This is a genomic window from Diaphorobacter caeni (assembly GCF_015354245.1).
GTDB classification, from domain to species: Bacteria; Pseudomonadota; Gammaproteobacteria; order Burkholderiales; family Burkholderiaceae_C; genus Diaphorobacter_A; species Diaphorobacter_A caeni.
This window is the reverse complement of record NZ_JADKYZ010000002.1, coordinates 500,352-525,516: the sequence shown is the minus strand read 5'-3', so window position 1 is coordinate 525,516 and position 25,165 is coordinate 500,352. Positions and strand designations below refer to the sequence as shown.

Annotated in this window: 24 protein-coding genes; 13 read left to right on the top strand and 11 right to left on the bottom strand. The window is 61.6% G+C overall.

The genetic code is table 11. The annotated features are described in order from the left end of the window. Positions 1-154 precede the first annotated feature (154 nt). From ISG32_RS06330 to ISG32_RS06310, 5 genes are read right to left on the bottom strand one after another with little or no spacing between them, the layout of a single operon-like run. On the bottom strand, positions 155-1,459 hold the full coding sequence (locus ISG32_RS06330) for a hypothetical protein (protein WP_194770151.1): 1,305 nt from the start codon (positions 1,457-1,459) through the stop codon (positions 155-157). Between the two features lie 60 nt (positions 1,460-1,519). Beyond that, positions 1,520-2,563: a bifunctional nicotinamide-nucleotide adenylyltransferase/Nudix hydroxylase gene (locus tag ISG32_RS06325; RefSeq protein ID WP_194770150.1), complete on the bottom strand. Its 1,044-nt coding sequence runs from the start codon at positions 2,561-2,563 to the stop codon at positions 1,520-1,522. Between the two features lie 47 nt (positions 2,564-2,610). Then, on the bottom strand, positions 2,611-4,311 hold the full coding sequence (locus ISG32_RS06320) for an NAD+ synthase (protein ID WP_194770149.1): 1,701 nt from the start codon (positions 4,309-4,311) through the stop codon (positions 2,611-2,613). Positions 4,312-4,317: 6 nt separating this feature from the next. Then, positions 4,318-5,541 carry a nicotinate phosphoribosyltransferase gene (gene pncB, locus ISG32_RS06315; RefSeq protein WP_194770148.1) on the bottom strand — a complete coding sequence of 408 codons (1,224 nt, stop codon included), beginning with the start codon at positions 5,539-5,541 and terminating at the stop codon, positions 4,318-4,320. A gap of 36 nt (positions 5,542-5,577) precedes the next feature. Beyond that, positions 5,578-6,444, bottom strand: coding sequence for a cysteine hydrolase family protein (locus ISG32_RS06310; RefSeq protein WP_194770147.1), 867 nt, complete (start codon positions 6,442-6,444; stop codon positions 5,578-5,580). Positions 6,445-6,662: 218 nt separating this feature from the next. Here ISG32_RS06310 and ISG32_RS06305 point away from each other — a divergent pair, with 218 nt between their 5' ends. Then, positions 6,663-7,394: an NUDIX hydrolase gene (locus tag ISG32_RS06305; RefSeq protein WP_194770146.1), complete on the top strand. Its 732-nt coding sequence runs from the start codon at positions 6,663-6,665 to the stop codon at positions 7,392-7,394. A gap of 163 nt (positions 7,395-7,557) precedes the next feature. Here ISG32_RS06305 and ISG32_RS06300 read toward each other — a convergent pair whose 3' ends face one another. Together ISG32_RS06300 and metK are read right to left on the bottom strand one after the other, a co-directional pair. Continuing rightward, positions 7,558-7,731, bottom strand: coding sequence for a DUF1328 domain-containing protein (locus ISG32_RS06300; protein ID WP_194770145.1), 174 nt, complete (start codon positions 7,729-7,731; stop codon positions 7,558-7,560). A gap of 179 nt (positions 7,732-7,910) precedes the next feature. Next, complete coding sequence (gene metK, locus ISG32_RS06295) at positions 7,911-9,095, bottom strand: methionine adenosyltransferase (protein ID WP_194770144.1); 1,185 nt, start codon at positions 9,093-9,095, stop codon at positions 7,911-7,913. 132 nt (positions 9,096-9,227) lie between these two features. Here metK and ISG32_RS06290 point away from each other — a divergent pair, with 132 nt between their 5' ends. Together ISG32_RS06290 and ISG32_RS06285 are read left to right on the top strand one after the other, a co-directional pair. Then, entirely contained in the window at positions 9,228-10,094 is an 867-nt protein-coding gene (locus ISG32_RS06290) for a lysophospholipid acyltransferase family protein (RefSeq protein ID WP_194770143.1), read from the top strand. After that, positions 10,091-10,963: a lysophospholipid acyltransferase family protein gene (locus ISG32_RS06285; RefSeq protein ID WP_194770142.1), complete on the top strand. Its 873-nt coding sequence runs from the start codon at positions 10,091-10,093 to the stop codon at positions 10,961-10,963. Before ISG32_RS06290 ends, ISG32_RS06285 begins: the two co-directional genes overlap by 4 nt. A 66-nt stretch (positions 10,964-11,029) precedes the next feature. On the opposite strand, the gene yihA is transcribed toward ISG32_RS06285, so the two are convergent. Next, the gene (yihA, locus tag ISG32_RS06280; protein ID WP_194770141.1) at positions 11,030-11,710 is read right to left on the bottom strand and encodes a ribosome biogenesis GTP-binding protein YihA/YsxC; all 681 of its coding nucleotides are present in this window, start codon (positions 11,708-11,710) and stop codon (positions 11,030-11,032) included. A gap of 150 nt (positions 11,711-11,860) precedes the next feature. Between yihA and ISG32_RS06275 the strand changes: the two genes are divergently transcribed. From ISG32_RS06275 to ISG32_RS06255, 5 genes are all read left to right on the top strand, one after another. Continuing rightward, positions 11,861-12,490 (top strand): c-type cytochrome, encoded by a 630-nt coding sequence (locus ISG32_RS06275; RefSeq protein WP_194770140.1) that lies wholly within the window; start codon positions 11,861-11,863, stop codon positions 12,488-12,490. Between the two features lie 127 nt (positions 12,491-12,617). Continuing rightward, positions 12,618-14,765: a cytochrome c biogenesis protein ResB gene (locus ISG32_RS06270; RefSeq protein ID WP_194770139.1), complete on the top strand. Its 2,148-nt coding sequence runs from the start codon at positions 12,618-12,620 to the stop codon at positions 14,763-14,765. After that, positions 14,762-16,093: a c-type cytochrome biogenesis protein CcsB gene (ccsB, locus tag ISG32_RS06265; protein WP_194770138.1), complete on the top strand. Its 1,332-nt coding sequence runs from the start codon at positions 14,762-14,764 to the stop codon at positions 16,091-16,093. The genes ISG32_RS06270 and ccsB overlap by 4 nt, the downstream gene beginning before the upstream one ends. Before the next feature lie 69 nt (positions 16,094-16,162). Beyond that, a complete protein-coding gene (msrP, locus tag ISG32_RS06260) occupies positions 16,163-17,155 on the top strand; it encodes a protein-methionine-sulfoxide reductase catalytic subunit MsrP (RefSeq protein ID WP_194770137.1) in 993 nt (330 codons plus the stop codon). A gap of 41 nt (positions 17,156-17,196) precedes the next feature. After that, positions 17,197-17,814, top strand: coding sequence for a protein-methionine-sulfoxide reductase heme-binding subunit MsrQ (locus tag ISG32_RS06255; RefSeq protein ID WP_228529665.1), 618 nt, complete (start codon positions 17,197-17,199; stop codon positions 17,812-17,814). Between the two features lie 29 nt (positions 17,815-17,843). Here ISG32_RS06255 and ISG32_RS06250 read toward each other — a convergent pair whose 3' ends face one another. Beyond that, positions 17,844-18,662, bottom strand: a complete 819-nt coding sequence (locus ISG32_RS06250; RefSeq protein ID WP_194770136.1) for an oxygen-binding di-iron domain-containing protein — start codon at positions 18,660-18,662, stop codon at positions 17,844-17,846. 75 nt (positions 18,663-18,737) lie between these two features. Continuing rightward, positions 18,738-18,983 carry an LPS translocon maturation chaperone LptM gene (gene lptM, locus ISG32_RS27520; protein ID WP_228529617.1) on the bottom strand — a complete coding sequence of 82 codons (246 nt, stop codon included), beginning with the start codon at positions 18,981-18,983 and terminating at the stop codon, positions 18,738-18,740. A 12-nt stretch (positions 18,984-18,995) separates the two neighbouring features. On the opposite strand from lptM, the gene cyaY reads away from it, so the two are divergent. Next, positions 18,996-19,322 (top strand): iron donor protein CyaY, encoded by a 327-nt coding sequence (cyaY, locus tag ISG32_RS06245; RefSeq protein ID WP_194770135.1) that lies wholly within the window; start codon positions 18,996-18,998, stop codon positions 19,320-19,322. Positions 19,323-19,595: 273 nt separating this feature from the next. On the opposite strand, the gene ISG32_RS06240 is transcribed toward cyaY, so the two are convergent. After that, positions 19,596-21,923: a penicillin-binding protein 1A gene (locus tag ISG32_RS06240; RefSeq protein ID WP_407645037.1), complete on the bottom strand. Its 2,328-nt coding sequence runs from the start codon at positions 21,921-21,923 to the stop codon at positions 19,596-19,598. A 315-nt stretch (positions 21,924-22,238) separates the two neighbouring features. Between ISG32_RS06240 and ISG32_RS06235 the strand changes: the two genes are divergently transcribed. Genes ISG32_RS06235 through ISG32_RS06220 form a run of 4 tightly spaced genes read left to right on the top strand, consistent with a single transcriptional unit; the run spans position 22,239 to position 25,162 of the window. Continuing rightward, positions 22,239-23,309, top strand: coding sequence for a pilus assembly protein PilM (locus tag ISG32_RS06235; protein ID WP_194770133.1), 1,071 nt, complete (start codon positions 22,239-22,241; stop codon positions 23,307-23,309). Then, complete coding sequence (locus ISG32_RS06230) at positions 23,306-23,932, top strand: PilN domain-containing protein (protein ID WP_194770132.1); 627 nt, start codon at positions 23,306-23,308, stop codon at positions 23,930-23,932. The genes ISG32_RS06235 and ISG32_RS06230 overlap by 4 nt, the downstream gene beginning before the upstream one ends. Beyond that, positions 23,922-24,611: a type IV pilus inner membrane component PilO gene (locus ISG32_RS06225; protein WP_194770131.1), complete on the top strand. Its 690-nt coding sequence runs from the start codon at positions 23,922-23,924 to the stop codon at positions 24,609-24,611. Before ISG32_RS06230 ends, ISG32_RS06225 begins: the two co-directional genes overlap by 11 nt. After that, positions 24,608-25,162: a pilus assembly protein PilP gene (locus ISG32_RS06220; protein WP_194770130.1), complete on the top strand. Its 555-nt coding sequence runs from the start codon at positions 24,608-24,610 to the stop codon at positions 25,160-25,162. Before ISG32_RS06225 ends, ISG32_RS06220 begins: the two co-directional genes overlap by 4 nt. Positions 25,163-25,165: the final 3 nt, after the last annotated feature.

Here is a 25,165-nt window from a genome sequence, read left to right as displayed (position 1 = left end):
ATCGCAAAAATGACGGAAGTCTTGGAGAGTTTTGCCATTGGAGGTGGATGTGATGGGCGGAACGGCTGCAGCCGATGAGTCTATCAAACCACGGGAGACAAATCGCAGGCGTGTATCCGGATGTGAAATGGCCCGAATCGCAAAACAACAGGTTTCAACAGCCCAGATAGCCGTCCGGTCGAACGGCCTGACAGATGCTTACAACAAACAGCGGCACCAGCAGGAGGTAGAGGGCCGGGTACTGCCTGAGAACGCGGATGCTGCCCAGGCCCATCGCCGCGATGGGGGCGGCGAACAGAATGGCGTAGTTGATCAGTCGCAGCAGCCAGTTGGTATCCCGCATCCAGAAAGAACCGATCAGCGTGAGAAGTCCCAGAACGCCAAAGGACAGCAGTGTCCAGGTCACAAGGCGCGCGTGGGAGGTTTCGATTTCCTGATCTGATGTGGCTTTGAAAAACGCGAACAGTCCGATCACGAACAGGGATGCGAACACCAGATTGCCGGTTTGAAAGATGAAGAATGTCCAGATCGACCCTCCATACGGATGCCAGGAGGCGCTCGGCAGAACGCTGGCCTGAGCGGCCATGGCGATGAAGAAGACGGCGAGCAAGCCCGCGCAGATGACGGTCTGGTGAGTCAGTGCGTACTCCATCGCGTGCCTTGACCAGTGCGCGCGCCAATGGAGTTTGGGCTTGAGCGCCATGATGGCGAGGATTGCCGCAATCGTCCCCGCCGCCAGATAGGGCGCGACCACGAGCAAGCGGTGCAAATGGTTCTGTGCGATGTCGCGCAACATGGTCTGGTAGGGGCCGTTGGGCAGGACATAGACCACGAGGCTCAGCAGCGTGCAGGCCGGCAGAATCGCGTGGCGTTTGGTCAGTGGACGATTCTCAAAATAATCCGCGAGAGTGAGCGCGGTGCAGATGAAAACCAGAATCGCATGGCTCAGGATGTGCGAAATCGAGACAAGCGCCAGCACTGGGAAAATCAGCCAGCCACCGCGGCGGTGCAGCCAGAGCCATGCGGAGATGGTGCCGATGAATACGAGAATCTGCCCCCATTGCTGCGGCCGGGCTTCCAGCAGCGGCACCCAGAAATAGCTGGAAAGAGCCAGCGTCGCCAGTGTGATTCCGGGCCGCGTGATGCGCAGGCGTGAATATCCCAGAATGATGAGCAGCGTTCCCACGAAAACGCTGAAAACACCCAGTCCGGAAATCAGGTGCACATAACCCATTGCGGTGAGTGATTTCAACTCGCGCAGCACATACATGAAGAATGGGCCTGAGACCGGCCAGTCATGTCCCGCATCGATATTGCGGGCGATCGCCACCCAGTTGAGCTCATCGTTCTGGCAGCGCGGATATTCCCAGAACAGGCGAACGACGATCGCGCAAATCGTGAAGATCAGCGCGGTCCAAAAGGCTTTGATCCAGACGGACCGGGGAAATAACAGCTTCATTGCCGCGAGATTTGATGTGCTGCATTCAGTGAATTGCGGCACATCATAACGGCGGGCAAATCAGCGATCGCCGAGAATCTGGTTTCTCAGGAAATGATTGAGTATCTGAAAGTGATCCTCGAACAGCATTTCTTCGTTGTTCGCGATTTCCGGAATCGGCATCCACAGAACCTGCGCGGCATCGTCGTCCGCTTGCACTGACGGCAGCGGTGAATCGCCGAGATCGAAGTAGTGCGCGTGCGTGATCGTGCGGCCGCGCTGGCTGCGGTCGGGGTGGTCAAAGACATGGACCGACTGCAGGGCCTGCTGCAGACGCTCGGGCGTCACGTCGCAATGGGTTTCCTCAACCAGCTCGCGCAGGCAGGACTGCCAGATGCTTTCGCGGGGCTCGATGAAGCCGCCGGGCAGGGCGAGCAGGCCTTTGCCGGGGGCGTGGGCGCGGCGGATCAGCAGGATCTGGTTCTGGCAGCGCAGCACGGTGTCTACGGTGACGAAGACCGGAGGATAGGGCGCACTTGCCCAGGCCTCGCGGTAGCCGCGCAGCATGCGCCATTCGTTTTGCAGTTCGCCGAATTCGGGTCGGGTCGCGAACTGCTCGAGCAGCGTGCGTGTCGATTTGGGCAGCACGTCGTGAAATGGCGAGAGCGCAATCGGAATGGTGTCCGCCGTGGCGCCGAAATAGGCGTTGCGGATCATCGTGGCGTCGATCTCGCCCTGGCGTGCGAGCGGGATGAGTTCCCAGCCGGGGAACGAGGCGAGGTAGCTGCTGCTCGCGTCCTTGAAATGCCCGACGAGGCCGATGCGCGCACCGGACTGCGTGCGCTCGCTGACCGCTTTCTGCACGGCTTTCACCCAGCGCGCCTCGTCGTAGTAGTCGCGGACCGGCACGACGTCGACACGCCCGCGGTCGGCATCGCTCAGGCTGCCGAGCAGCATCTCCGCGCGCTCCTTCCAGGTGAACGGGTTCTTGGGCGAGCGTGCCTGAAAGGCCGATCCGACGATGACGATGACCTTGCGGGCCTCCTGCAGCGCGCGGTTGAGCAGGGCGAGGTGACCGGTGTGAACCGGCTCGAAGCGGCCGATGAGGATGGCGGTGTCGTACATGGGGCGGGGAGGCTGGGTGAAGCAGACTTGGGGCGGTCGTGGAACGTTCAAATGTAGCGCGCGGCAATCGGCATCTGGCGGCCGGAGCCGAAGGCCTTGGCGCGCACGCGGATGATGGGCGGGGCCTGACGGCGCTTGTATTCGCTTTTCGCCACCATCATGCGCACGCGCTGGATGAGCTCGCGGCCCTTTTTGCTGGCGCGCTGGCGCTGCATGAACTGGCGAGCATGTTCGTACTCGCCGGTGGACAGGCCTTCGCCCTCGATCAGCAGCTTGAGGATTTCGTCGAGCACGGGATAGGGCGGCAGGCTGTCGGCGTCACGCTGGTCGGGCGCGAGTTCGGCGGAGGGTTCCTTGCTGATGATGGTCTGGGGAATCAGCTCGCGGCCCGCGTGCTCGTTGATGTGCTGCGAGAGCGCGAAGACCTCGGTCTTGTAGAGATCGCCGATCAGGCCGAGGCCGCCGTTGGTGTCGCCGTAGAGCGTGCAGTAGCCGACGGAGATCTCCGACTTGTTGCCCGTGGTGAGCAGCAGGTTGCCGAAGGCGTTCGAGTATTCCATCAGGATGGTGCCGCGCACGCGTGCCTGCAGGTTCTCGAGCGGCAGGCCGACGAGCGGCTGAGAGAACGCGCCGAGAAACTGCTGGGCGTACTGGTGCACGAGTTCGGCGATCGGATGCGTGAAGAGCTGGATGCCGAGGTTCTGGCAGAGCGTCTTTGAATCGTCGACCGAGCCGCTGCTGGAGAAGTGCGATGGCATGGTCACGGCGATCACGTTGTCCGCTCCCATGGCCTCGGTCGCCAGCGCCAGGGTGAGCGCGCTGTCGATGCCGCCGGAGCTGCCGACCACCACCTTGCTGAAGCCGCAGCGCCGCGCATAGTCGCGCAGGCCGAGCACGATCTGCTCGCGGTAGAAGCTCATGGTCGGAAGGCCTTCTCTGGGCACCGACGACAGGGGCTCTCCACCCGGCAGGCTGAAGCGGCCGTTGCTCAGCTGCAGCGTGCGCACGTCCTCGACGAAGCGGCTGGCTTCGAACACCACGCCGCGCTCGGGCTCGACCGCGAACGAAGCGCCGTCGTAGACGATCTGGTCGTGGCCGCCGATCTGGTTGACGTAGAGGATGGTGAGGTCGTGGCGCTTGGCCGCGTCGGCGAACACCTGGTGGCGCTGTTCGCGCTTGCCCACGTTGCTGGGGCTGGCGTTGATGCTCACGACCACTTCGGGTGCGGCGTCGGCCATGCGCATGAAGGGGTTGGCGCTGTAGTCGTCGCCGTCATCGTTCCAGCCGTCCTCGCAGATCAGAAAACCGACCTGGGTCTCACCGATGCGCAGCACCTTGGCGACGTCGGGGCCGGGCTCGAAGTGGCGGCGCTCGTCGAAGATGTTGTAGGTGGGCAGCAGTTGTTTGTCGTACTTGAGGCGGATCTGACCGTTCTTGAGCACCAGCAGGCTGTTGTGCAGATGCTTGCCCGGACCGCTTCGCAGCGTGGGGGTGCCGATCACCCAGTGCAGCTCGGGCAGGGTGGTGGAGGCGCGCTTGAGTGCGGCGATGCCTTCTTCGATGCGGTCGAGAAAGTGCTTGTCGTCGAGCATGTCGCCGGGGTAGTAGGCGCACAGCGCGAGCTCGGAGAAGACGATCATCTCCGAGTCGTCCTGCGCCGCCTTGTGCGCGGCGGCGATCATGGCCTTGACGTTGCCTTCGATGTCACCGACGGTGAAGTTCAGTTGCGCGAGCGTGATGCGGAACATGGCGTGTCATTCCTTTGGCGTGAGGACCGGATCGGGCACGTTGAAGACCTGGCGCAGATAGGCGAGAAAGGTTTCGTCGTCGCACATGGTCTTGCCGGGGCTGTCGGAGAGCTTGGCCACGGGCTGGCCGTTGGCGTGCACGATCTTCATGACGATGTTGAGCTGCTTGAGGCCCATGTCGTTGGTGAGCTGCGTGCCGATGCCGAAGCCGAGCTGCACGTGGTCGCCGAAGTGGTGATAGAGCGCGAGCGCGCTGTCGACGTTCAGACCGTCGGAGAACACGAAACGCTTGGTGTTCGCGTCGATGCGCAGCTTGCGGTAGTGCGCGAGCGCCTTTTCGCCCCAGACGTAGGGATCGCCGGAATCGTGACGCAGGCCATCGAACAGCTTGGCGAAGTAGAGATCGAAATCGGCGAGGAAGGCATCCATGCCGACCGTGTCCGTGAGCGCGATCCCGAGGTCGCCGCGGTATTCCTGCACCCAGTCTTCCAGCGCCTGCTTCTGGAAGTCGCGCAGCCGCACGCCGAGCGCCTGATAGGTCTGCAGATATTCGTGCGCCATGGTGCCGATGGGCACGAGGTTCAGGTCGCGCGCGAGCAGCACGTTGCTTGTGCCCTTGAACCATTGCGATGTCTGTTCGGCGAACGCGGTGACCACCTCGCGCTGCCACGGCGCGCTGAAACGTCGGCGCACGCCGAAGTCGAAGAGCTCGAACGGGTTGCGCATCGGCTTGGCTTCGCTTGCCAGCGCCTGCACTTCGGTGATCTTGGCGGCCAGCCGCTTGCGGCCTTCGTCCATAGCGGCGACCTGGTCGAAACGGCGGAAATACAGCTCATTGACGATGGCCAGCACGAAGATCTCGAACGCCATGACGTGCACCTGCGGGCCGGTCGCGACGATGTTGAGCGTCTCGCCATCGGCCCATGCGCGGATGAAGCTGCGCTGGAACTGGAAGATGCGCAGAAAGTCGATGAAGTCGCTGCGCATGAAGCGCAGTGAACCGATGTAGTCGAGCTCGTCCGGCGCGAAGCGCAGCCGGCACAGCGCGTCGAGCTCGGCGTTCACCTCGTCGAGCAGCTCGGTGAGCGGATACTCGGGCCGGTTGCGGCAGACGAAGCGGTATTCGACCTGCGTCTGCGGATGCCGGTGCAGCAGCGCCTGCCACATGGTGAATTTGTAGAGGTCGGTGTCCAGCAGGCTGGTGATGACGGGCTTGTCCTGTGTTCGCATGGTGTGTGATCGCTTCCTTGAACGCCGACGAAGTGGTCAGAGTGCCAGTTCGGTTGATTGTGCCAACCGCACGCCCCGAGTGTGCATGGATTCGAGAAACGCCGTCTGCTCGCGTTCGAAGCCGCCCACGGGGCTCATGCAGTCGACGAGCAGCACGATCCGCGAAGGCGTCCAGCCGGGCACCAGGGCGGGCAGATGGTTCACGATGTCTTCGACCGTGGAGCGCACGCAGTGGCTGCCGGCTTCGCCCGCGACGATCAGGCGCTCGGCCGTGGCGAGTTCGCGCAGCAGGCGCTCGTTCACGAGGGTCTCGGGATCGTCGTCATCGGGCACTTCGGCGCGGATGGCGCTGTAGTGTTCCGTCCATGGATTCATGCCCTTGAAGACGTTGCGCACGGCGCGGCGCTGGCTGATCTGCCATTCATCGCAGGCGGCCAGCACATCGCCATGCACGCCATGGCCCCAGCTGCCGATCTCGCAGTGCACGGGCCAGACCATCAGCACGTAGCGGCCCTGGGATTCCAGCGTGTCCATGTAATGCAGAACGCGATCCAAGGCATGTGGGTCTCGCGGCGCATAGGCTCCGGCGCGCACCTCCTTCGCGAGAATCGGGGTGAACGGTGGCATATCCGTGCCGTCGCCCTTGCGCCAGAAACCGGGGTGAGCCACGTCGTAGCGCTGGTGCGAATCGAGCGTGACCGTGATGCGGTCGATGCGCGACTCGTTGGTGCGGATGAAGCGCGCAAGGCGCTGCATGTCGGCATGAGCACCCTGGACTGGCAGGGCGGGCGCCATCCGTTGGCCACCAAGAGGATCTGTGGGACACCAGTCGCCGGGCAGATCGCAGAAATCGTTCTGCGGATCGATGAGAAGCAGCTGCGTGTTGAGGGTGTTCCGGGACATGTTCCAAAGCCTCCAGAGATTGCATGATGGGCTCAGTCTAATCTTGTTAATTTAATTTTGCAACTAACATTTCGGAAATGAATGCGGAGTGATATGGGGGAGAGTGGCTTTGTTGCAAGTACTGTTGGTGGCTCAACTGGAATGGGTTAGAGTTTGTTTTAGATTGCAATGAACAAACAATGAACCAAGCGACACGTCGCACCACAGGATATCCCGCCATGAAAGATCGCAGTTCCCCAACGCCCATTGTCTGCACGGTGGATGTGGTGCTGCTGACGCTGCGGGAGTCCGTGCTGCAGGTGCTGCTGCTCAGGCGCGAGCAGGCGCCGTTCGAGGGCGCGTGGGCGCTGCCCGGTGGCTTTGTGCATGCCGATGAAGATGCGGATACCGAGGCGAGCGCGGCGCGGGTGTTGCAGAGCAAGGTGGGCATCGCGAGCCCCTATCTCGAGCAGCTCGCGACGTTCTCGGGGCTGGCGCGCGATCCGCGTGGCTGGTCGATTGCGGTGACGTATTGCGCACTGGTGTCGCACGATGCTTTGCAGGCGGCGCTGGCAGCGAACATAGAGGGATCGGTCCAGTCGCAGTCACCGTCACGGGCGCGGTCGCATTTGCAGCTGTTCGATGTGGCGGCCTTGCCGCAATTGCCCTTCGATCACGCTCGCATCGTGGAGGCCGCTGTCGCGCGGGTGCGCGGCAAGAGCCTGTATTCGTCGCTGCCGGTGTTTCTGTGCGGGCCTGAGTTCACCTTGCCGCAGTTGCAGCAGACCTACGAGGCGGTGCTGGGCGAGGCGGTGAACAAGGTGAGCTTTCGCCGCAAGATGGACGAGCTCGACATGCTCGAGGCGGTGCCCGGCGCGGTGCGCGGCGGTGCGGCGCACCGGCCCGCGCAGCTGTACCGGCTGCGCCCGGAATATCGCCGCAGCCTGTCCTTGCTCGCGCGCGGGCTGTAATCAAGTCGCCCATGCTGCGTTGCACCTCCAGCAGCGCATGAAACTGGCACGGCCTAAGCGAGGGCAGCCGCGCAAGGGCCGCCCCGCCGCGCTGGCTGCGTCCCCTGCCCGAAACGCAGCGCGTTTCGAGAGCGGGGAAGGCGCGAAGCGCCTCAGGAGGTGATCAAGTAACCGCGCCTATGCCCAGAACGGCCAGCACGATGAAGATCACCGCGATCACGAGGAAGATGAAGAACAGCACCTTGGCGATGCTGGCAGCGCCTGCGGCGACGCCCGTGAAGCCGAAGACGCCGGCAACCAGCGAGATGATGGCGAAAATGATGGCCCACTTGAGCATGGCTGAATCCTTGAGCTGAATCGATTGGAATGCCTTGAGCTTAGGTGAGGGGCAGGTGAGCGGCGGTGGGTGCACGCGGACAGTGCGCGTAGGCAAAATATGACAATCGCCAAGTCAGCCGCGCAAAGCAAAAAGCCAGATCCGGAGATCTGGCTTTCTGTTGGGGCGTGAGGCGCTGATTACTTCAGGCCGGCCGCGGCGCGCAGGGCGGCGATCCTGTCGGTGCGCTCCCATGTGAACTCGGGCTCTTCACGACCGAAGTGGCCGTAGGCGGCGGTCTTCTGGTAGATCGGACGGCGCAGATCGAGCATCTCGATGATGCCGCGTGGGCGCAGATCGAAGTTCGCGGCGACGATCTTGGCGATTTCCGCATCAGGGATCACGCCAGTGCCTTCGGTGTAGACGGTGATGTTCATCGGACGGGCCACGCCGATGGCGTAGGCCACCTGCACCTGGCATTGGCGTGCCAGACCAGCAGCCACCACGTTCTTCGCCACATAGCGTGCGGCGTAGGCGGCGGAGCGGTCCACCTTCGTTGGGTCCTTGCCGGAGAACGCGCCGCCGCCGTGAGGGCATGCGCCGCCGTAGGTGTCAACGATGATCTTGCGACCGGTCAGGCCGCAGTCGCCCTGAGGGCCGCCGACGACGAAGCGGCCGGTCGGGTTGATCAGGAATTTGGTGTCCAGCAGCCATTCCTTGGGCAGCACGGGCTTGATGATTTCCTCGATGATGGCTTCGGTGAAGCTGGCCTTCATCTTGGTGGCCGATTCCGACTGGTCGGGGCTGTGCTGCGTGGACAGCACGACGGTGTCGATGCTGTGGGGCTTGCCGTCCACATAACGCATCGTCACCTGGCTCTTGGCGTCGGGGCGCAGGAACGGCAGACGGCCGTCCTTGCGCAGCTGCGCCTGGCGCTCGACGAGGCGGTGCGCGTAGTAGATCGGCGCGGGCATCAGCTCGGGCGTTTCGTCGCAGGCGTAGCCGAACATCAGGCCCTGGTCGCCGGCGCCGATGTTGAGCTGGTCGTCGCTGGCCGCGTCCACGCCCTGGGCGATGTCCTGGCTTTGCTTGTCATAGGCCACGAGGACTGCACAGCCCTTGTAGTCGATGCCGTATTCGGTGTTGTCGTAGCCGATGCGCTTGATGGTGTCGCGGGCCACCTGGATGTAGTCCACGTTCGCGCCGGTGGTGATTTCACCGGCCAATACCACCAGACCGGTGTTGGTCAGTGTTTCGGCCGCTACGCGGCTGTGCGGGTCTTGCGCGAAAATAGCGTCCAGAATTGCATCGGAGATCTGATCGGCCACCTTGTCCGGGTGACCTTCGGATACGGATTCCGATGTGAAGAGAAAGTCGCTCGCCATTGAATAAACTCCTGTGTTCAGCTTTTGGGGCGCTGCCCAAGCTGCAATAGAAGCCTTGGCGAACGCTTTAGCAGATTTGTTTTATGTCGCTCTGCAAGTTGCTCATTTAACTCAGCGACAGCTCACATTCTAATGCATTCATTCTTTCGTCTTTTATCCGTGTTGCCGATAGGCCTGTTGCACAGCCTGGGGGCGATCATGGGCTGGGTGACCTTTGCGCTCTCGCCGACCTATCGCCGGCGCTTTGTCGACAACGCGAAACAGGCGGGCTATTCGTTCGCTCAGGTGCGTGCCGCCGTCGGGCATGCGGGGCGCATGGTGTTCGAAATGCCGCGCATCTGGCTGGGGCGCTCGCTGCCGCACTGCACGATCGTCAATGGCGAGTGCGTGGAGCGGGTGTTTGCGCAGGGCAAGGGACTGGTGTTTCTCACGCCGCACATCGGTTGTTTCGAGCTCTCGGTGCATGCGGCGGCGCAGCGCTGGGCGGCGCAACATGGCGACATCACGGTGCTGTATCGGCCGGCGCGTCAGGCATGGCTGGCCAAGATTCTCGAGACGGCGCGCAACCGCCCGGGCGTGCAGGCGGTGCCGACGACGCTGGCCGGTGTGCGCCAGATGATCAAGACGCTGCGCAAGGGCGCGGCCGTGGGGCTGCTGCCCGATCAGGTGCCGCCGCAGGGGCTCGGAATGTGGTCGCCGTTCTTTGGACGCGACGCTTACACGATGACGCTGGCGGCGCGTCTGGCGCTGCAGACCGGAGCGACCATCATCACCGCGCGTTGCGAGCGCAAGTCGTGGGGGCGTGGCTTCATCCTGTACTTGGAGGAACTGGCGACGCCGCTGTCACCCACCTTGGAGGACGCGGTGCGCGACATCAACGTGGCCATGGAAAACACCATCCGGCAGTGTCCAAAGCAATACCTCTGGGGCTATGGCCGCTACAAGCAGCCGCGCGTGGATCCGCAGATGTCGCCTGCCGACACCAAGGAGTCGGCATGAACTGGAGCAAGCTGGGTGTGGGCATGATGCATCTGCTCGCGAAGCTGCCGCTGCCGATGCTGCGCGGGTTGGGCGCCTTTGTGGGACGGGTGCTGTTCGTGCTCGCCGGCAAGCGCCGCAAGATCGCGCTGCGCAATCTGCAGCTGTGCTTTCCTGACATGCCTGAGGCCGAGCGCCGGGCGTTGGCCAAAAAGACCTTCGAGGCGTTCTGCCAGACGTTTCTGGATCGCAGCTGGCTCTGGTTCGGCTCGGAAGCGTTGGTGCGCAGCCGCGTGAAGCTCGAGGGGGCCGTTCATGAGCTGGAGGGCGACACGCCGACCATCGTGTTCGCGCCGCATTTCTACAGCATGGATGCGGGCGGCCTCGCGTTGCCGCTGAACACCACGCGCGAGTTCACTTCGATCTTCGCCACGAATCCGGACCCGGTGCTCGATGACTGGTTCATGACCGGGCGTCAGCGTTTTGGCCATGTGCGCATGCTCAATCGGGCGGACGGCGTGAAGCCGATCATCCAGTGTCTGCGCAAAGGCGGCTTGCTGTATCTGCTGCCCGACATGGATTACGGCAAGAACGACTCGGTGTTCGTACCGTTCTTTGCGGTGCAGAACACGGCGACGATTCCCTCGCTCTCGCGGTTCGCGCGTCTGGGCAAGGCCAAGGTCGTGGCGCTCTACAACGAGATGACGCCGACGGGCTATGTCGCCCACCTCACGCCCGCGTGGGAGCATTTTCCGACCGACGACCATGTGGCCGACACGGCGCGCATGAACCGGGAGCTCGAGGCAGCGATCATGAAGATGCCGTCCCAGTACTACTGGGTGCACAAGCGGTTCAAGACGCGCCCGGCTGGCGAGCCCTCGCTGTACTGACCATACGAAAAAAGAAGAGCAGCGGACTTTTCATCCGCTGCTCTTTTGCTTGCCAGGGTGTGGGGCTCAGTCGTCCGAGTCTTCCGATGGCGGCTCTGCGTCGGCACTGTCCTGTTCCGCGTCGCTTGCCGCCTGCTCGCTCACGGGCGGATGGGCCCACTGCCAGAGGAGCTTGGCGACGTCGTCCACGCCCTGCTTCTTGAGGGCCGAGAACAGGCGCACTTCGCCGCCGCCCGCGTTCAGCTTGGTGATGGACAGCACCTTGGCCTGTTCGCTGCGGGTGAGCTTGTCGGCCTTGGTCAGGATCACGAGGAACTTCAGGCCCGCTTCCACGCGTGGGCGCACGGCTTCGAGCAGGGCTTCGTCGAGCTCGGTCAGGCCGAGGCGCGGGTCGCACAGCAGCACGATGCCGGTCAGGCTGGGGCGGCTCACCAGGTAGTTGAGCATCACGCGCTGCCAGCGCTGCTTGTCGGTGCGCGAGACGGCGGCGTAGCCATAACCGGGAAGGTCGGCGAGCACCGCGTCGGTCACGCCTTGTCTGCCCAGAGAGAACAAGTTGATGTGCTGCGTGCGTCCGGGCTTCTTCGAGGCGAAGGCCAGTTGCTTCTGTTGCGTGAGGGTATTGATGCAGGTGGATTTGCCCGCGTTGGAGCGGCCCACGAACGCGATTTCTGGCACGTCCACCTGAGGCAGTTGGTCCAGTTGGGCGGCGGTGGTGAAAAAGCGCGCTGTGTGCATCCACCCCATTGCCGTCTTTGCGTCGGGTACTGAACTTGAAGCGTCAGTCATAGACACTTGCTGATTTATTGACATATATCGGGTTTCCAAGGGATGGCGCAAAAAGCCCCTCATTGTAGAATGGCTCGGTTTTGCACTCATAAGAAAAGAACCCTCGATATGAAGTTGCTTGCCTCTTTGTTGATGGCTTTTGCGGTCGCAGCGACCGCTGTTCCTTCATGGGCTGCGGGCGAATCCGCAGCCAAAGCACCCAAGCCGGACCTCGCCAAGGGCGAGGCCAGTTATGCCGTCTGCGTGGCCTGTCACGCGGCCGATGGCAATTCCAGCATTGTGGCCAATCCCGTGCTGGCGCAGCAGCATCCGGAATATCTGGTCAAGCAGCTGCAGGAGTTCAAGTCCGGCAAGCGCAATGATCCCGTGATGAAGGGCATGGCCGCCATGCTGTCCGACGACGACATGCGCAATGTCTCGTGGTGGCTGGCCTCCAAGAAGGCCAAGACGGGCTTCTCCAAGGACAAGGAACTGGTCTCTCTCGGCGAGAAGATCTACCGCGGCGGCATTCAGGATCGCAATATCGCGGCCTGCGCCGGTTGCCACAGCCCCAATGGGGCCGGCATTCCCTCGCAATATCCCCGTCTGGGCGGGCAGCATGCGGATTACACCGCCAAGCAGCTCACCGATTTCCGTGATGGAAAGCGTGGAAACAACGCGATCATGACGCAGGAAGTCGCCAAGATGAATGACCGTGAAATCAAGGCGGTTGCTGATTACATTGCCGGTCTGCGTTAAAGTATTTCAAGGCCAACTCCGGTTCCGCAAGGCATATTGACGGAACCATCCGCCGATAATCACACCCAAAAGGGCGGGCGCATCTTGATGGATGGGCCGCCCTTTTTCTTTTTTCGCTTTAGTTTTCATGTCCGACGCCACTCTAGACGCCTCCAACGCGTCGCCCAGCTCTCCGAACTGGCGATCCCTGACCGAACTGCTGGCGTCGATGCGATTCGCCATTTCACTGCTCACGGTGATCTGCATCGCCTCGGTGATCGGCACCGTGCTCAAGCAGCACGAGCCGGCGGTGAACTATGTGAACCAGTTCGGTCCCTTCTGGGCGGACCTGTTTCTGTCGCTCAAGCTCAACGCGGTCTACAGCGCCTGGTGGTTTCTGTTGATTCTGGCGTTTCTGGTGGTGAGCACATCGCTGTGCGTGGCGCGGCATGCACCCAAATATCTGGCGGACATTCGCAACTACAAGGAAAACATTCGCGAAAAAAGCCTGAACGCCTTTCATCACAAGGCCAAGGCGGACCTTGCAGGCGCTCCGGCTGACGAGGCGCAGCGCCTTGGGAAGATGCTGGTATCTGGTGGCTGGAAGGTCAAGCTCCAGCAGCGTGACACCGAAGCCGGTCCGGGCACCGGCTGGATGCTGGCGGCCAAGGCGGGCGCGGCCAACAAGATTGGCTACATTGCGGCCCATACCTCCATCGTGCTGATCTGTCTGGGTGGTCTGTTTGACGGCGATCTGATCGTGCGCGCGCAGATGCTGCTGGGCGGCAAGTCGCCCTATACGGGCGGCGGTCTGATCTCCGAGGTGGCGCCCGAGCACCGCCTCTCGGATCGCAATCCCACCTTCCGCGCCAACCTGCTGGTGGCCGAGGGCACGCAGTCGAGCACGGCGATCCTGAACCAGTCCGACGGCGTACTGCTGCAGGAGTTGCCGTTCGCGATCGAGCTCAAGAAGTTCATCGTCGAGTATTACTCCACCGGCATGCCCAAGCTGTTCGCGAGCGACATCGTCATTCACGACAAGGAAACCGGCGAGAAGAAGGAAGCGCGCGTCGAGGTGAACCATCCCGCGAGCTACAAGGGCATCGAGATCTACCAGTCGAGCTTTGACGATGGCGGCTCCAAGGTGCAGCTGCAGGCGCGCTCGTTCCAGCAGGGCGTCAAGCCCTTCATGGTCTCGGGCGAGATCGGCGGATCGCTCAAGCTGCCTGCGAGCGACATCGGCGGTCAACCCGCGACGCTGGAGTTCACCGCGCTGCGCGTGCTCAACGTCGAGAATCTGAGCGGCGCGGGCTCCGAGGTCGACGTGCGCAAGGTCGACCTCAAGCACACGATCGAATCGCGTCTCGGCGCAGGCAACAAGAGTGCGACCAAGCGCGATCTGCGCAATGTCGGCCCCAGCATCACCTACAAGCTGCGCGACGCGTCGGGTCAGGCCCGTGAATTCGTGAACTACATGCTGCCGGTGGACACGGGCGATGGCCAGCCGGTCTATCTGCTCGGTGTGCGCGAGACGCCTGCCGAGCCGTTCCGCTACCTGCGCGTGCCGGTGGACCCCGAAGGCGGCATTGATGGCTTCCTGCATCTGCGCGAGGCGCTGGCCGATTCCGCGCTGCGCGAACAGGCGGTGCAGCGCTATACCCGGCTCGCGCTTGACGACAAGCGTCCCGAGCTGTCCAGCCAGCTGCAGCAGTCGGCGCTGCGCGCGCTCACGCTGTTTGCCGAGGGCGACAGCAAGAACGGTCAGAAGCAGGTCGGCCTGCAGGCAATCTCCGATTTCATCGAGGCGAACGTCCCCGAGGCCGAGCGCGCCCGCGCGGGCGAGGTGCTGGTGCGCATTCTGAATGGCGTGCTCTACGAGCTTGCGCAGGTCTCGCGCGAGAAGGCCGGCCTCAAGGCCATGGTTCCCGACGAAAAGACGCAGAACTTCATGACCCAGGCGGTGCTGACGCTCAGCGACGTGCAGCTCTATCCGGTGCCTGTGTTCTTTGAACTGAAGAACTTCGATCAGGTGCAGGCCAGCGTGTTCCAGGTGGCGCGCGCTCCCGGCAAGAACATCGTATATCTTGGTTGCGCATTGTTGATTCTGGGGGTGTTCGCCATGCTTTATGTGCGAGAGCGCAGAATCTGGATCTGGCTCACGCCTGCCCAGCATGGGGCGAAGGCCACCATGGCTCTGTCCACGAACCGCAAGACGATGGACGGCGACAAGGAGTTTGAGCAATTGAGCGGAAAATTATTGGGTATCGCGCGCGATCCCGGAGGCAACGCAGCATGAACACCGCAACCACTACGATGACCCTGAACGAAGGGTATTTCTCCCGGCGCAACTGGCTTGACTGGCTGTTCGCCGCGCTCGTGATCGGGGGAGGTCTGTTCGCGCTCCAGCGCTACGGCCACGCGATGGACGTCTACGAAAAAGGCATCCTGATCGGCGCGATTCCCTGCACGATCTGGCTGGGCTGGTTCTGGCGGCCCTTGGCCACGCTGATGCTCGTGGTGGCCGGTGTGTCGCTCGGCGCGATCGGCCTCTACCAAGTGGATGGCTCCGGGGATCTGGCCCGCGCCGACCAGGTCTTTCTGCTCAAGTACTTCATCTCCAGCCAATCGGCGATTCTGTGGATGAGCATGCTGTGTTTCATCAGCACGGTGTTCTACTGGGTGGGCATGTTCGTCAAGGGCGAGGGCGACGCGATGATGAAGCTCGGCTCACGCATCGCGTGGGCCGCAGTCACGATGGCGCTGATCGGCACGATGGTGCGCTGGTACGAGAGCTACCAGATCGGCCCCGACATCGGCCACATTCCGGTCAGCAATCTCTACGAAGTGTTCGTGATGTTCTGCTGGATGACGGCGCTGTTCTATCTGTACTTTGAGTCACAGTACAAGACGCGCGCGCTTGGCGGGTTCGTCATGCTGGTGGTGAGCGCGGCCGTGGGCTTTCTGCTCTGGTACACCGTGGCGCGTGACGCGCAGCAGATCCAGCCGCTGGTGCCGGCTCTCAAGAGCTGGTGGATGAAGCTGCACGTGCCTGCCAACTTCGTCGGCTACGGCACGTTCGCGCTGTCGGCGATGGTGGCTTTTGCCTACCTCATCAAGCAGCAGGCGAGCGAGACCAAGTGGTACAAGCTCGCGCCGCTGTGGCTGCTGGGCGTGGCGCTGTGCTTTGAGCCGCTCGCCTTCCGCCAGACGCAGCAGACCGGCAGCTCGTACTGGATGGTCTATTTCGGCATTTCGGCGCTGATCGTCGCGGGCATTCTGCTTGCACGCCGCAAGATCGCAGCGCGCCTGCCAGCGCTCGAAGTGCTGGACGACGTGATGTACAAGGCGATCGCCGTCGGCTTCGCCTTTTTCACCATCGCCACCGTGCTCGGCGCGCTCTGGGCGGCCGAGGCATGGGGCGGCTACTGGAGCTGGGATCCGAAGGAAACCTGGGCGCTGATCGTCTGGCTGAACTATGCGGCGTGGCTGCACATGCGCCTCATGAAGGGGCTGCGCGGCACGATGTCGGCCTGGTGGGCGCTGGTCGGCCTGGCTGTCACCACCTTCGCGTTCCTTGGCGTGAACATGTTCCTGAGCGGCCTGCACAGCTACGGTGAACTTTGAGGGCGTTTGCCGACTCCACCATGAATGCTTTTGTCGTAGTCTGCAACTTCCCACGCAGAGGCATCCATCATGTTGATTCGCACCCAAGACCACGGCTTCATTCATCCTGATTCCTTCGAGATCACGCCGCGCGCTGTGTATGAACAGCGGCGGCGTTTTTTGTTGCAAGGCCTCGCGGCGGGCGCTCTGGGAGCGGCTGCCGGTGGTGCTTTTGCACAATCGGCCGGATACGCACCCGCCGGCAAGCTGACGTCCCTGCCGTTCACCCGATCCAAGGCGGCGGGCGCGGTCACGATGGAAAAGATCACCGCGTACAAGGACGCGACAAGCTACAACAACTTCTATGAGTTCGGCACCGACAAGGCCGACCCCGCGCGCAACGCGAGCACGCTGCGAACGCGGCCCTGGAAGGTGGAGGTGGCGGGACTGGTCGGCAAGCCCAGAACCTTCGACATCGAGGAGCTTCTCAAGCTCAGCGCGCAGGAGGAGCGGGTGTACCGCCTGCGCTGTGTGGAAGGCTGGTCGATGGTGATTCCATGGATCGGCTACTCGCTCTCGGAATTGATCAAGCGCGTGGAGCCGACACCTGCCGCCAAGTACGTGGAATTCGTCACGCTGGCGGACAAGGCGACCATGCCCTTCATCGGCTCGCGCGTGCTGGACTGGCCCTACACCGAAGGCCTGAGGCTTGATGAGGCCATGCACCCGCTGACCCTGCTGTCCTTTGGCATGTACGGTGAAGTGCTGCCGAACCAGAACGGCGCGCCGGTGCGGCTGGTGGTTCCGTGGAAATATGGCTTCAAGAGCGCCAAGAGCATCGTCAAGATCGTGCTGACCGACAAGGAGCCCGGCACGGCGTGGAACAAGGCGGCGAAGAACGAGTACGGTTTCTACTCCAACGTGAACCCCGAGGTCGATCATCCCCGCTGGAGTCAGGCGAGCGAGCGGCGCATCGGCGAGGACGGACTGTTCGCCAAGAAGCGCAAGACGTTGATCTTCAACGGCTACGAGGCGCAGGTCGGCCAGCTCTACGCAGGCATGGATCTCAAGAAGTTCTACTGATTGTGGCGAGCACTTTCGCGCAACGTTCGCGCAGCAACGGGTTGGAAAGCACGCTGCGACTGTCTGCGGCCAAGCCGGTGGTGTTCACGCTGTGCCTGTTGCCGTTCGCGTGGCTGATCTACGCAGCCTTCAATGATCTGCTCGGAGCGAATCCTGCGGAGGCGCTGATTCGCTCGACCGGCGACTGGACGCTGCGCATGCTCTGCGTGGTGCTGGCCGTCACGCCGCTGCGGCAGTGGCTCCAAGCGCCATCGCTCGCGCGGTTTCGCCGCATGCTGGGGCTGTTTGTGTTCTTCTACGCCGCGCTGCATCTGCTGTGCTACGCGTGGCTGGACATGGGCTTTGAGTTCGATGAGCTGCTGCGCGACATCGCCAAGCGGCCGTTCATCCTCGTGGGATTTCTCGCGTTTGTGCTGCTTGCCGCGCTGGCGGTGACTTCGCCCAAGCGCATTCTGAAAGCCATGGGCGCGCGGCGCTGGCAGATGCTGCACCGCGCGATCTATCTGATCGCGGGTCTCGCGCTGCTGCATTTTTTCTGGATGCGTGCAGGCAAGAACAACTTCGACGAGGTGATGGTCTACGCGGCGATCATCGGCGTGCTGCTGGGCGCGCGCATCTGGAAGAAGCTGAGGGGGCGTGTCGGCAAACAAGCCGCTTGATGGACCCAATCAAGCGGCTCCGGGACGACTCAGGCCGGGACGAACCGGCGTGCCACCGGGTCGATCCTGCCGGTCGGGAACTGGTAGTTCCGGTCGTCAAAGAGGTCGATGCCGCAGTTCAGTCCCTCGAGCCAGTTGTAGAAGTCCTGAATTGCCTTCTTGCCCATGATCGGAGCACCGTGCTGGGGCACGATCATGGCCACGTCGAGCTGGCGGGCCATGCGGGTCCACAGGCGCAGGATCTTGTTGGAGACCATGTAGCGGCGGTGGAACCCTTCCATGAGGGGGATGTGGGCAATCAGGTCCGTGATCGGCTTGCGGGCATCCGTGCCGGACATCATCGAGACGCCGAGGTCGCCGCTGAACAGGATCTTGCTGATCGGGTCGTAGAAGTGGAAATTGCCTTCCGCGTGCATGAAGTGCGCGGGCAGCATCACCAACTCGGTCTGGCCTAGCGGCAGGTGCGCGCCCTGGTCCGGCACGCCAATGACGCGGTTTTCCGTCTTGCCCACCTTGGTGAAGTGCGGCGCGAACCGCTCCCAGATGCGGGAGATCACCAGTTGCGCCTTGGTGCTGGTCATCCAGCGGTCAAGCGACGCGATGATGTCCGGATCGGCATGCGAGGCGACGAGGTACGACAGCTTGTTCGGCGGGAAGTACTTGGTCATGCCCATGAACAGCTCGTTGAAGGCGAGGTTGCCGCCCGGATCGATGATCGCTCCGGTGTCCCCATCGACAATCAGGAATTGATTCGCCTGCACTGCGGCACCATCCTCCTCGATGAGGTCTGCGAACATCAGGCAGATATGGCGCTTGTCTCGGTAAAGTTCGACGGGTTCCAATGACATATTGCAATTTCGTATCGAAAGCAACAATTTATGTCCAAAATCAAATCCCGGTATTGATTGAAATCAAGAGCGAATTCAGCGCTGAGCGTCTGAGGCGGTGCCTGAAGGGGGCGCGGCTGGTGTCGGCGTGGCGGAGGCCTCACCGGTTGCGGTCGTCGTGGACTTGCGGGTCGGATCCAGCGTCTGGGGCAGCGTGGCGCGGTTGGCGGCCGCCGGTTCGGTCGGCAAAAACAGCGGACCGCGCTGCCCGCAGCCCAGCAGGACTACCGCAATCCCTGCGAGGGCAATCGACCTGAATAGAATTTGGGAAGACTTCAACATCATCGAATTGTAATGACTGACATCGAATTCATGGATCGCGCCGAGAAACTGCTGCTGGCCATCGAGCAACGCTGCGACCAAATCAACGAAACCACCGACGCGGATCTGGACAGCCAACGCTCCGGCGGCATGGTGACCATCACGTTCGCGAACAGCAGCCAGATCGTGATCAACCTGCAAAAGCCGCTGCATGAGGTGTGGATGGCGGCGCAGAGCGGGGGGTATCACTACCGATTTGATGGCGCGGCCTGGCAGGACACCAAAGGCGGCGCCGAGTTCTTTGCCGAACTCAGCCGCGACGCCAGCGCCCAATCCGGTCTGTCCTTGGTTTTTGCTTGATTTTTTGTTTCTACAAAGCCTTTGGCTTCGATCGCTGGTCGTTTGGGGGCGGCAATACAGCCCCTCATGCTTTGTTGCGAAGCCTTGACGTATGAACATACTGTCTGCGGCTTCGCGTCGCGCCTGAGGGCCTGTCTTGCCGTTGGGGTGATTGCTCGCAAGCCCTGATCGCTTCTGGGGATCGAGGTTTGGGGATTCCCAATCTGAGAGGATCGATTTGCATAAAAAAGCAGCGCCTTTGGGCGCTGCTTTTTGTTTGTGCTTTCGCGATTCTCAGTTTCTGAACAGGTCGAGAATCTTGTTGCGCTCCTCGCTTGGCGGTGGGGCAGTGGGAGCCACGCTGGATGACGAGCCGGATGATGCATCCATGCCCAGATTGGAGACGCCGCCGCTGCGGGCATATTCCTCATACATCCATTCGCCGCCGACGTTCACCACGCCCGGTGGAACGGTGGGCTCGGAAACGGGGACGCCCTTGAGAGCACGCTCCATGTAGCTGATCCAGATCGGCAGGCTCAGGCCGCCGCCGGTTTCGCGGCTGCCGAGGTTGCGGGGGGTGTCGTAGCCGATCCAGGTGATGGCGACGACCGTAGGCTGGAACCCTGTGAACCAGGCGTCGAAGGCGTCGTTGGTCGTGCCGGTCTTGCCGTAGATGTCGGGGCGCTTGAGCGTCGCCTGGGCCTTGGCCGCTGTGCCTGAGCGGGCGACTTCCTGCAGCAGGCTGTTGGTGATGAAGGCATTGCGCGCGTCGATGACGCGGTCCATGTCGGCGAGCGATGGAGGCGGCACTTCGGAGAGCACGTGGCCACGGTGGTCGGTGACGCGGGTGATCAGGTAGGGATTCACGCGGTAGCCGCCGTTGGCAAAGACGGAGTAAGCGGTCGCCATCTGCATCGGCGTCACGGAGCCTGCCCCGAGCGCCATCGTCAGATACGCCGGGTGCTTGTCGGCATCGAAACCGAAGCGGGTCACCCAGTTCTGGGTGAACTTGGTGCCGGTGGCCTGCAGGATGCGGATGGAGACCACGTTCTTGGAGCGCGCGAGACCAGTGCGCATGGTCATCGGGCCATCGTATCGGCCGTCGTAGTTCTTGGGCTCCCAGGGCTGGCCACCGGTGACGCCGGCGCTGAAGAACAGCGGGGCATCATTGACGACGGTGGATGGCGAGAAGCCCTTTTCCAGCGACGCGGAGTAGATGAACGGCTTGAAGCTCGAACCTGGCTGACGCCACGCCTGAGTCACGTGATTGAATTTGTTCTTGTCGAAGTCAAAGCCGCCTACCAGCGCCTTGATGGCACCGGTACGCGGATCGGCGGAAACGAAAGCGCCTTCGACTTCCGGCAGTTGCGTGATTTCCCAGCCCTGCTTGGGCATCTGCACGATGCGCACGATGGCGCCGCGGCGCAGCTTGATGTTGGGCGGCGACTTGTCGCTCAAGCCCGACTGGACGGGCTTGAGGCCATCGCCGGTGATCGTGATCGCTTCTCCGTTGGCGCGGGCCACGACGACCTTCTTCGCCGAAGCTTCGAGCACGACGGCGGCCAGCACATTGCCGTTGTCGGGGTGATTGGCGAGCACGTCGTCGAGCATGTCTTCGGTTTCGCCGGGATCCTTGGGCAGATCGACAAAACGCTCCGGCCCGCGGTAATGCTGGCGGCGCTCGTAATCCATGATGCCCTTGCGCAGCGCGGCGTATGCCGTTTCCTGGTCCCCCGCATTCAGCGTGGTGTAGACGTTCAGGCCGCGCGTATACGCCTCGTTGCCATATTGGGCAAAGATCATCTGGCGGACCATTTCCGCGACATATTCGGCGTGGACCCGGGTGTCGTCCGTGCCGGAGCGCAGTTTCAGGTCTTCCTTCTTCGCCTCGGCCGCTTGCTCGGCGGTGATGTAGCCGTTCTCCTGCATGCGCTCGATGATGTAGAGCTGGCGCATCCGGGCGCGCTTGGGATTGGCGATGGGGTTGTAGGCGGAAGGGGCCTTGGGCAGGCCTGCCAGCATGGCCGCTTCGGCGATGGTGATGGATTTGAGCGGCTTGCCGAAATAGGCCTCGCTCGCGGCTGAAAATCCATATGCGCGATTGCCCAGATAAATCTGGTTCATGTAGATTTCGAGAATCTGATTCTTGCTCAGCAAATGCTCGAGCTTGAATGTCAGCAATATCTCGTAAATCTTCCGGGTAAATGTCTTCTCGGAGGAGAGATAAACATTTCGCGCCACCTGCATGGTAATCGTCGATGCCCCCTGGCTCTTGACCTTGCCGAGGTTGGCGAGCATGGCGCGGACCATGCCTTTGTAGTCGACACCACCGTGCTCGAAAAAGCGTGAGTCCTCAATGGCGAGCACGGCGTTTTTCATGACGTCCGGGATTTCGTTGATTGGTGTCAAATTTCGGCGTTCTTCCCCAAATTCGCCCAGCAACGCGCCTTCCTGTGAGTAGACTCTCAGAGGCAGCTTGGGTCGATAGTCAGCCAGTTGCGAGATGTCAGGCAGATTGGGGTAGGCCATGGCCAGACCGATGGCCACGACGATGACCCCGGCCACCACGCAAGCCGCTGCAATGCCCAGAAGCCAGGCGATGGCCTTGGCTAGCCAGCGCAGTGGAGATCGATGGGACTTGGGAGGCGTAGGCGGGGAGTGCGGAGATGTTTCTGTTCGAGGCATAGGGATCCAGATGCTAGCGGCACATTATAAAAACTGTCTTGCCGCTTGGCGTTTCATCATGTGTTGATCGAATTTATCGGGTGGCACAGGGAATCCGGATCGGAGAGAGCGTCTGCTTTTGACAACGGCGTTTGGGCCTGAAATGGCTAAATCTCTTTGCTGGATAACAACCTTACTGATAGCATTCATGTGAAGTGTTAAGTTTTGTTGCGCTCTATCAGTGGGAATTTTTGGGAGGCGATCTTGATAACAATGGGGTCACTTTTTGGTAGGCAGTCTGCCCCGTTGCTCGGGATAGACATCAGCTCGTCCAGTGTCAAGCTCGTGGAGTTGGGGCGCGACAAGGCCGGCGCGTACGTGCTCGAGCGTTGCGCAATGGAACAATTGGAGCGCGGCTGGATCATCGACGGCAACGTCGAAAAGTTCGACGAAGTGGCCGAGGCCATCAAGCGTCTCGTCAAGAAAAGCGGCACCAAGACCAAGCATGTGGCCTTGGCTTTGCCGTCTTCCGCGGTCATCACCAAACGCATCACCTTGCCCGGCGGCCTGAGCGAGCAGGAGATGGAAGTGCAGGTGGAGTCCGAAGCCAACCAGTACATCCCGTTTTCTCTGGATGAGGTGAGTCTCGATTTTTGCGTGATCGGCCCGAACAAGTCTGCGCCCGATGATGTGGACGTGCTGATCGCCGCATCACGCAAGGAAAAAGTCCAGGACCGACAGGGTCTGGCCGAAGCCGCTGGCCTGAAGGCCGTGGTGGTCGACATCGAATCCAACGCGGCCCGCATGGCCGCGAATCGTCTTGTGGAGTCGCTGCCGAACAAGGGGCAGGACGCCGTGGTCGCGCTGTTTGAGATCGGCGCCATGACCACCAGCATGCAGGTCCTGCGCAACGACGAAGTGCTCTATGACCGTGATCAGGCGTTCGGTGGCTCGCAACTGACGCAGTTGATCGTGCGCCAGTATGGCTTTTCGCAGGAAGAGGCCGAGACCAAGAAGCGCAGCGGCGATCTGCCGGAAGACTACAACTCGGCCGTGCAGCGCCCGTTCGTGGACAGCCTCGCGCAGGAAGTCGCGCGCGCACTGCAGTTCTTCTTCACCAGCACGCCCTACAACCGCGTCGACCACATCATGCTGGCGGGCGGATCGGCGCCGCTGGCCGGACTGACGGAAGCGGTGACCAAGAACACGGGCTTTGTCTGTTCGACGCTCAATCCGTTTGACGGAATGGAGATCGCGGGCTCGGTCCGACTCAAGAAAATGGTACGAGAGGCGCCGACATATCTCACGTCCTGTGGGTTGGCGATGCGGAGGTTTCTGCAGTGATATTAATCAACCTGCTTCCTCATAGAGAGGCGGCCAGAAAGCGCCGGAAAGAGGCGTTTCAGATCACCATGTTCCTGGCCGCCGTGCTGGGCGTGGTCATCGCGGGCGCGGTGTACATGTGGTATCAGAACAAGATCGAGAACCAGCAGGCGCGCAATGCTTTCCTGCAGACCGAGATCAAGAAACTGGACGAGCAGATCAAGGAAATCGCGTCGATCGAAGACGAGATTGCCGCTCTGCGCGCACGCCAGAAGGCCGTGGAAGACCTGCAGGCCGACCGCAATCTGCCCGTGTATCTGCTGAAGGAGCTGGCACAGCAGTTGCCGGACGGCATCTACATCACGACCGTCAAGCAGACCAACCAAGTGGTTGAAATGCAAGGCATGGCCCAGTCGAATGAGCGTGTGTCCGAACTGCTGCGCAATCTCTCGGGCAACACACCATGGTTCGCCAAGCCTGAACTGCTGGAAATCGTCGCGGCCAACGCAACCGTCTCTCCCAAGGACGTGCGCCGCGTCGCGTCGTTCAAGATGAGGTTCCAGCTGGTGCGCAGCTCCGATCTCAAGAAGGGTGCCGAAGCGGCGCCGAAGAACGAAAAGAAGGGAGCGGCGAATGGCAAGTAAGCGTGCTCCAAAATTTGAGATGGCGAAGGTCCAGGACAAGCTGCAGCGGCAGTTCTCCAATCTGGATCCCAAGGACCCGTCTCTGTGGCCTATCCTGCCCAAGATCCTGCTTTGCGCGCTGATCGCTGTGGTCGTGATGGGGTTGGCATGGTATTTCTGGCTTCAGGATTACGAAGATCAATTGAAGGCGGAAACAGCCAAGGAATTGACTCTGCGTGACGAATACACGAAGAAGCTGACGAAGGCCGTGAGCCTTGAAGCGCTGAAAAAGCAGCGGGAACAGGTGCAGCAGTACGTGACGCAGCTGGAAAAGCAGCTTCCAAGCAAGTCAGAGATGTCTGCGCTTTTGTCCGACATCAACCAGGCCGGACTGGGGCGCAGTCTGCAGTTCGAGACCTTCCGCCCCGGACAGGTGGTGGCGCGTGACTACTATGCAGAACTCCCCATCACCGTTCGCGTGACAGGAAAATTCCCGGACTTCGGGTCGTTTGCTTCTGATGTGGCCAACCTCTCGCGCATCGTGACGCTGAACAATCTTTCGATCACGACAGTGAACGCGAAGGATGGCAATGGCGTGCTGGCGATGGATGCGACCGCCAAGACGTTCCGTTATCTCGATCCAGAAGAAATCGCGGAGCAGAAGAAGGTCGCGGACGCTGCAAGGAAGAAGAAAAAATGAAGCAGCATTTTTACCCCATTGTGATGGCGTGCGGCTTGGTGCTTCTGTCGGGCTGCGCTTCGGATGACGAAACCGAGTTGCGCACCTGGATGTCGGAGTTGCGTGGCACCATCAAGCCCAAGATCACCCCGATCGAGGAGCCCAAGCAGTTCATTCCAGCGGAATATGGATTGGACACCACGCTGAATCCGTTTGAGTCCATGCGCTTGACCCAGGCGCTCAAGCGCGACTCGAACAATTCGGCTGTCAACTCTGCTTTGATCACGCCGGAATTGGCGCGCCGCAAGGAACCGCTTGAGAGCTATCCGCTGGATGCCATTCGCATGGTGGGCAGCATGAACAAGAGCGGTGTGCCCATTGCCCTGATCAGAGTCGACAAATTGCTGTATCAGGTACGGGTGGGCAATCACCTAGGACAGAACTATGGTTTGGTGACCAAGGTCTCCGAAACCAGTGTCCAGTTGAGAGAAATTGTCCAGGATCCGACAGGCGATTGGATCGAACGTCCGGCAACGCTTGACCTGCAGGAAGGTCCAGAGGGAAAGAAATGATCA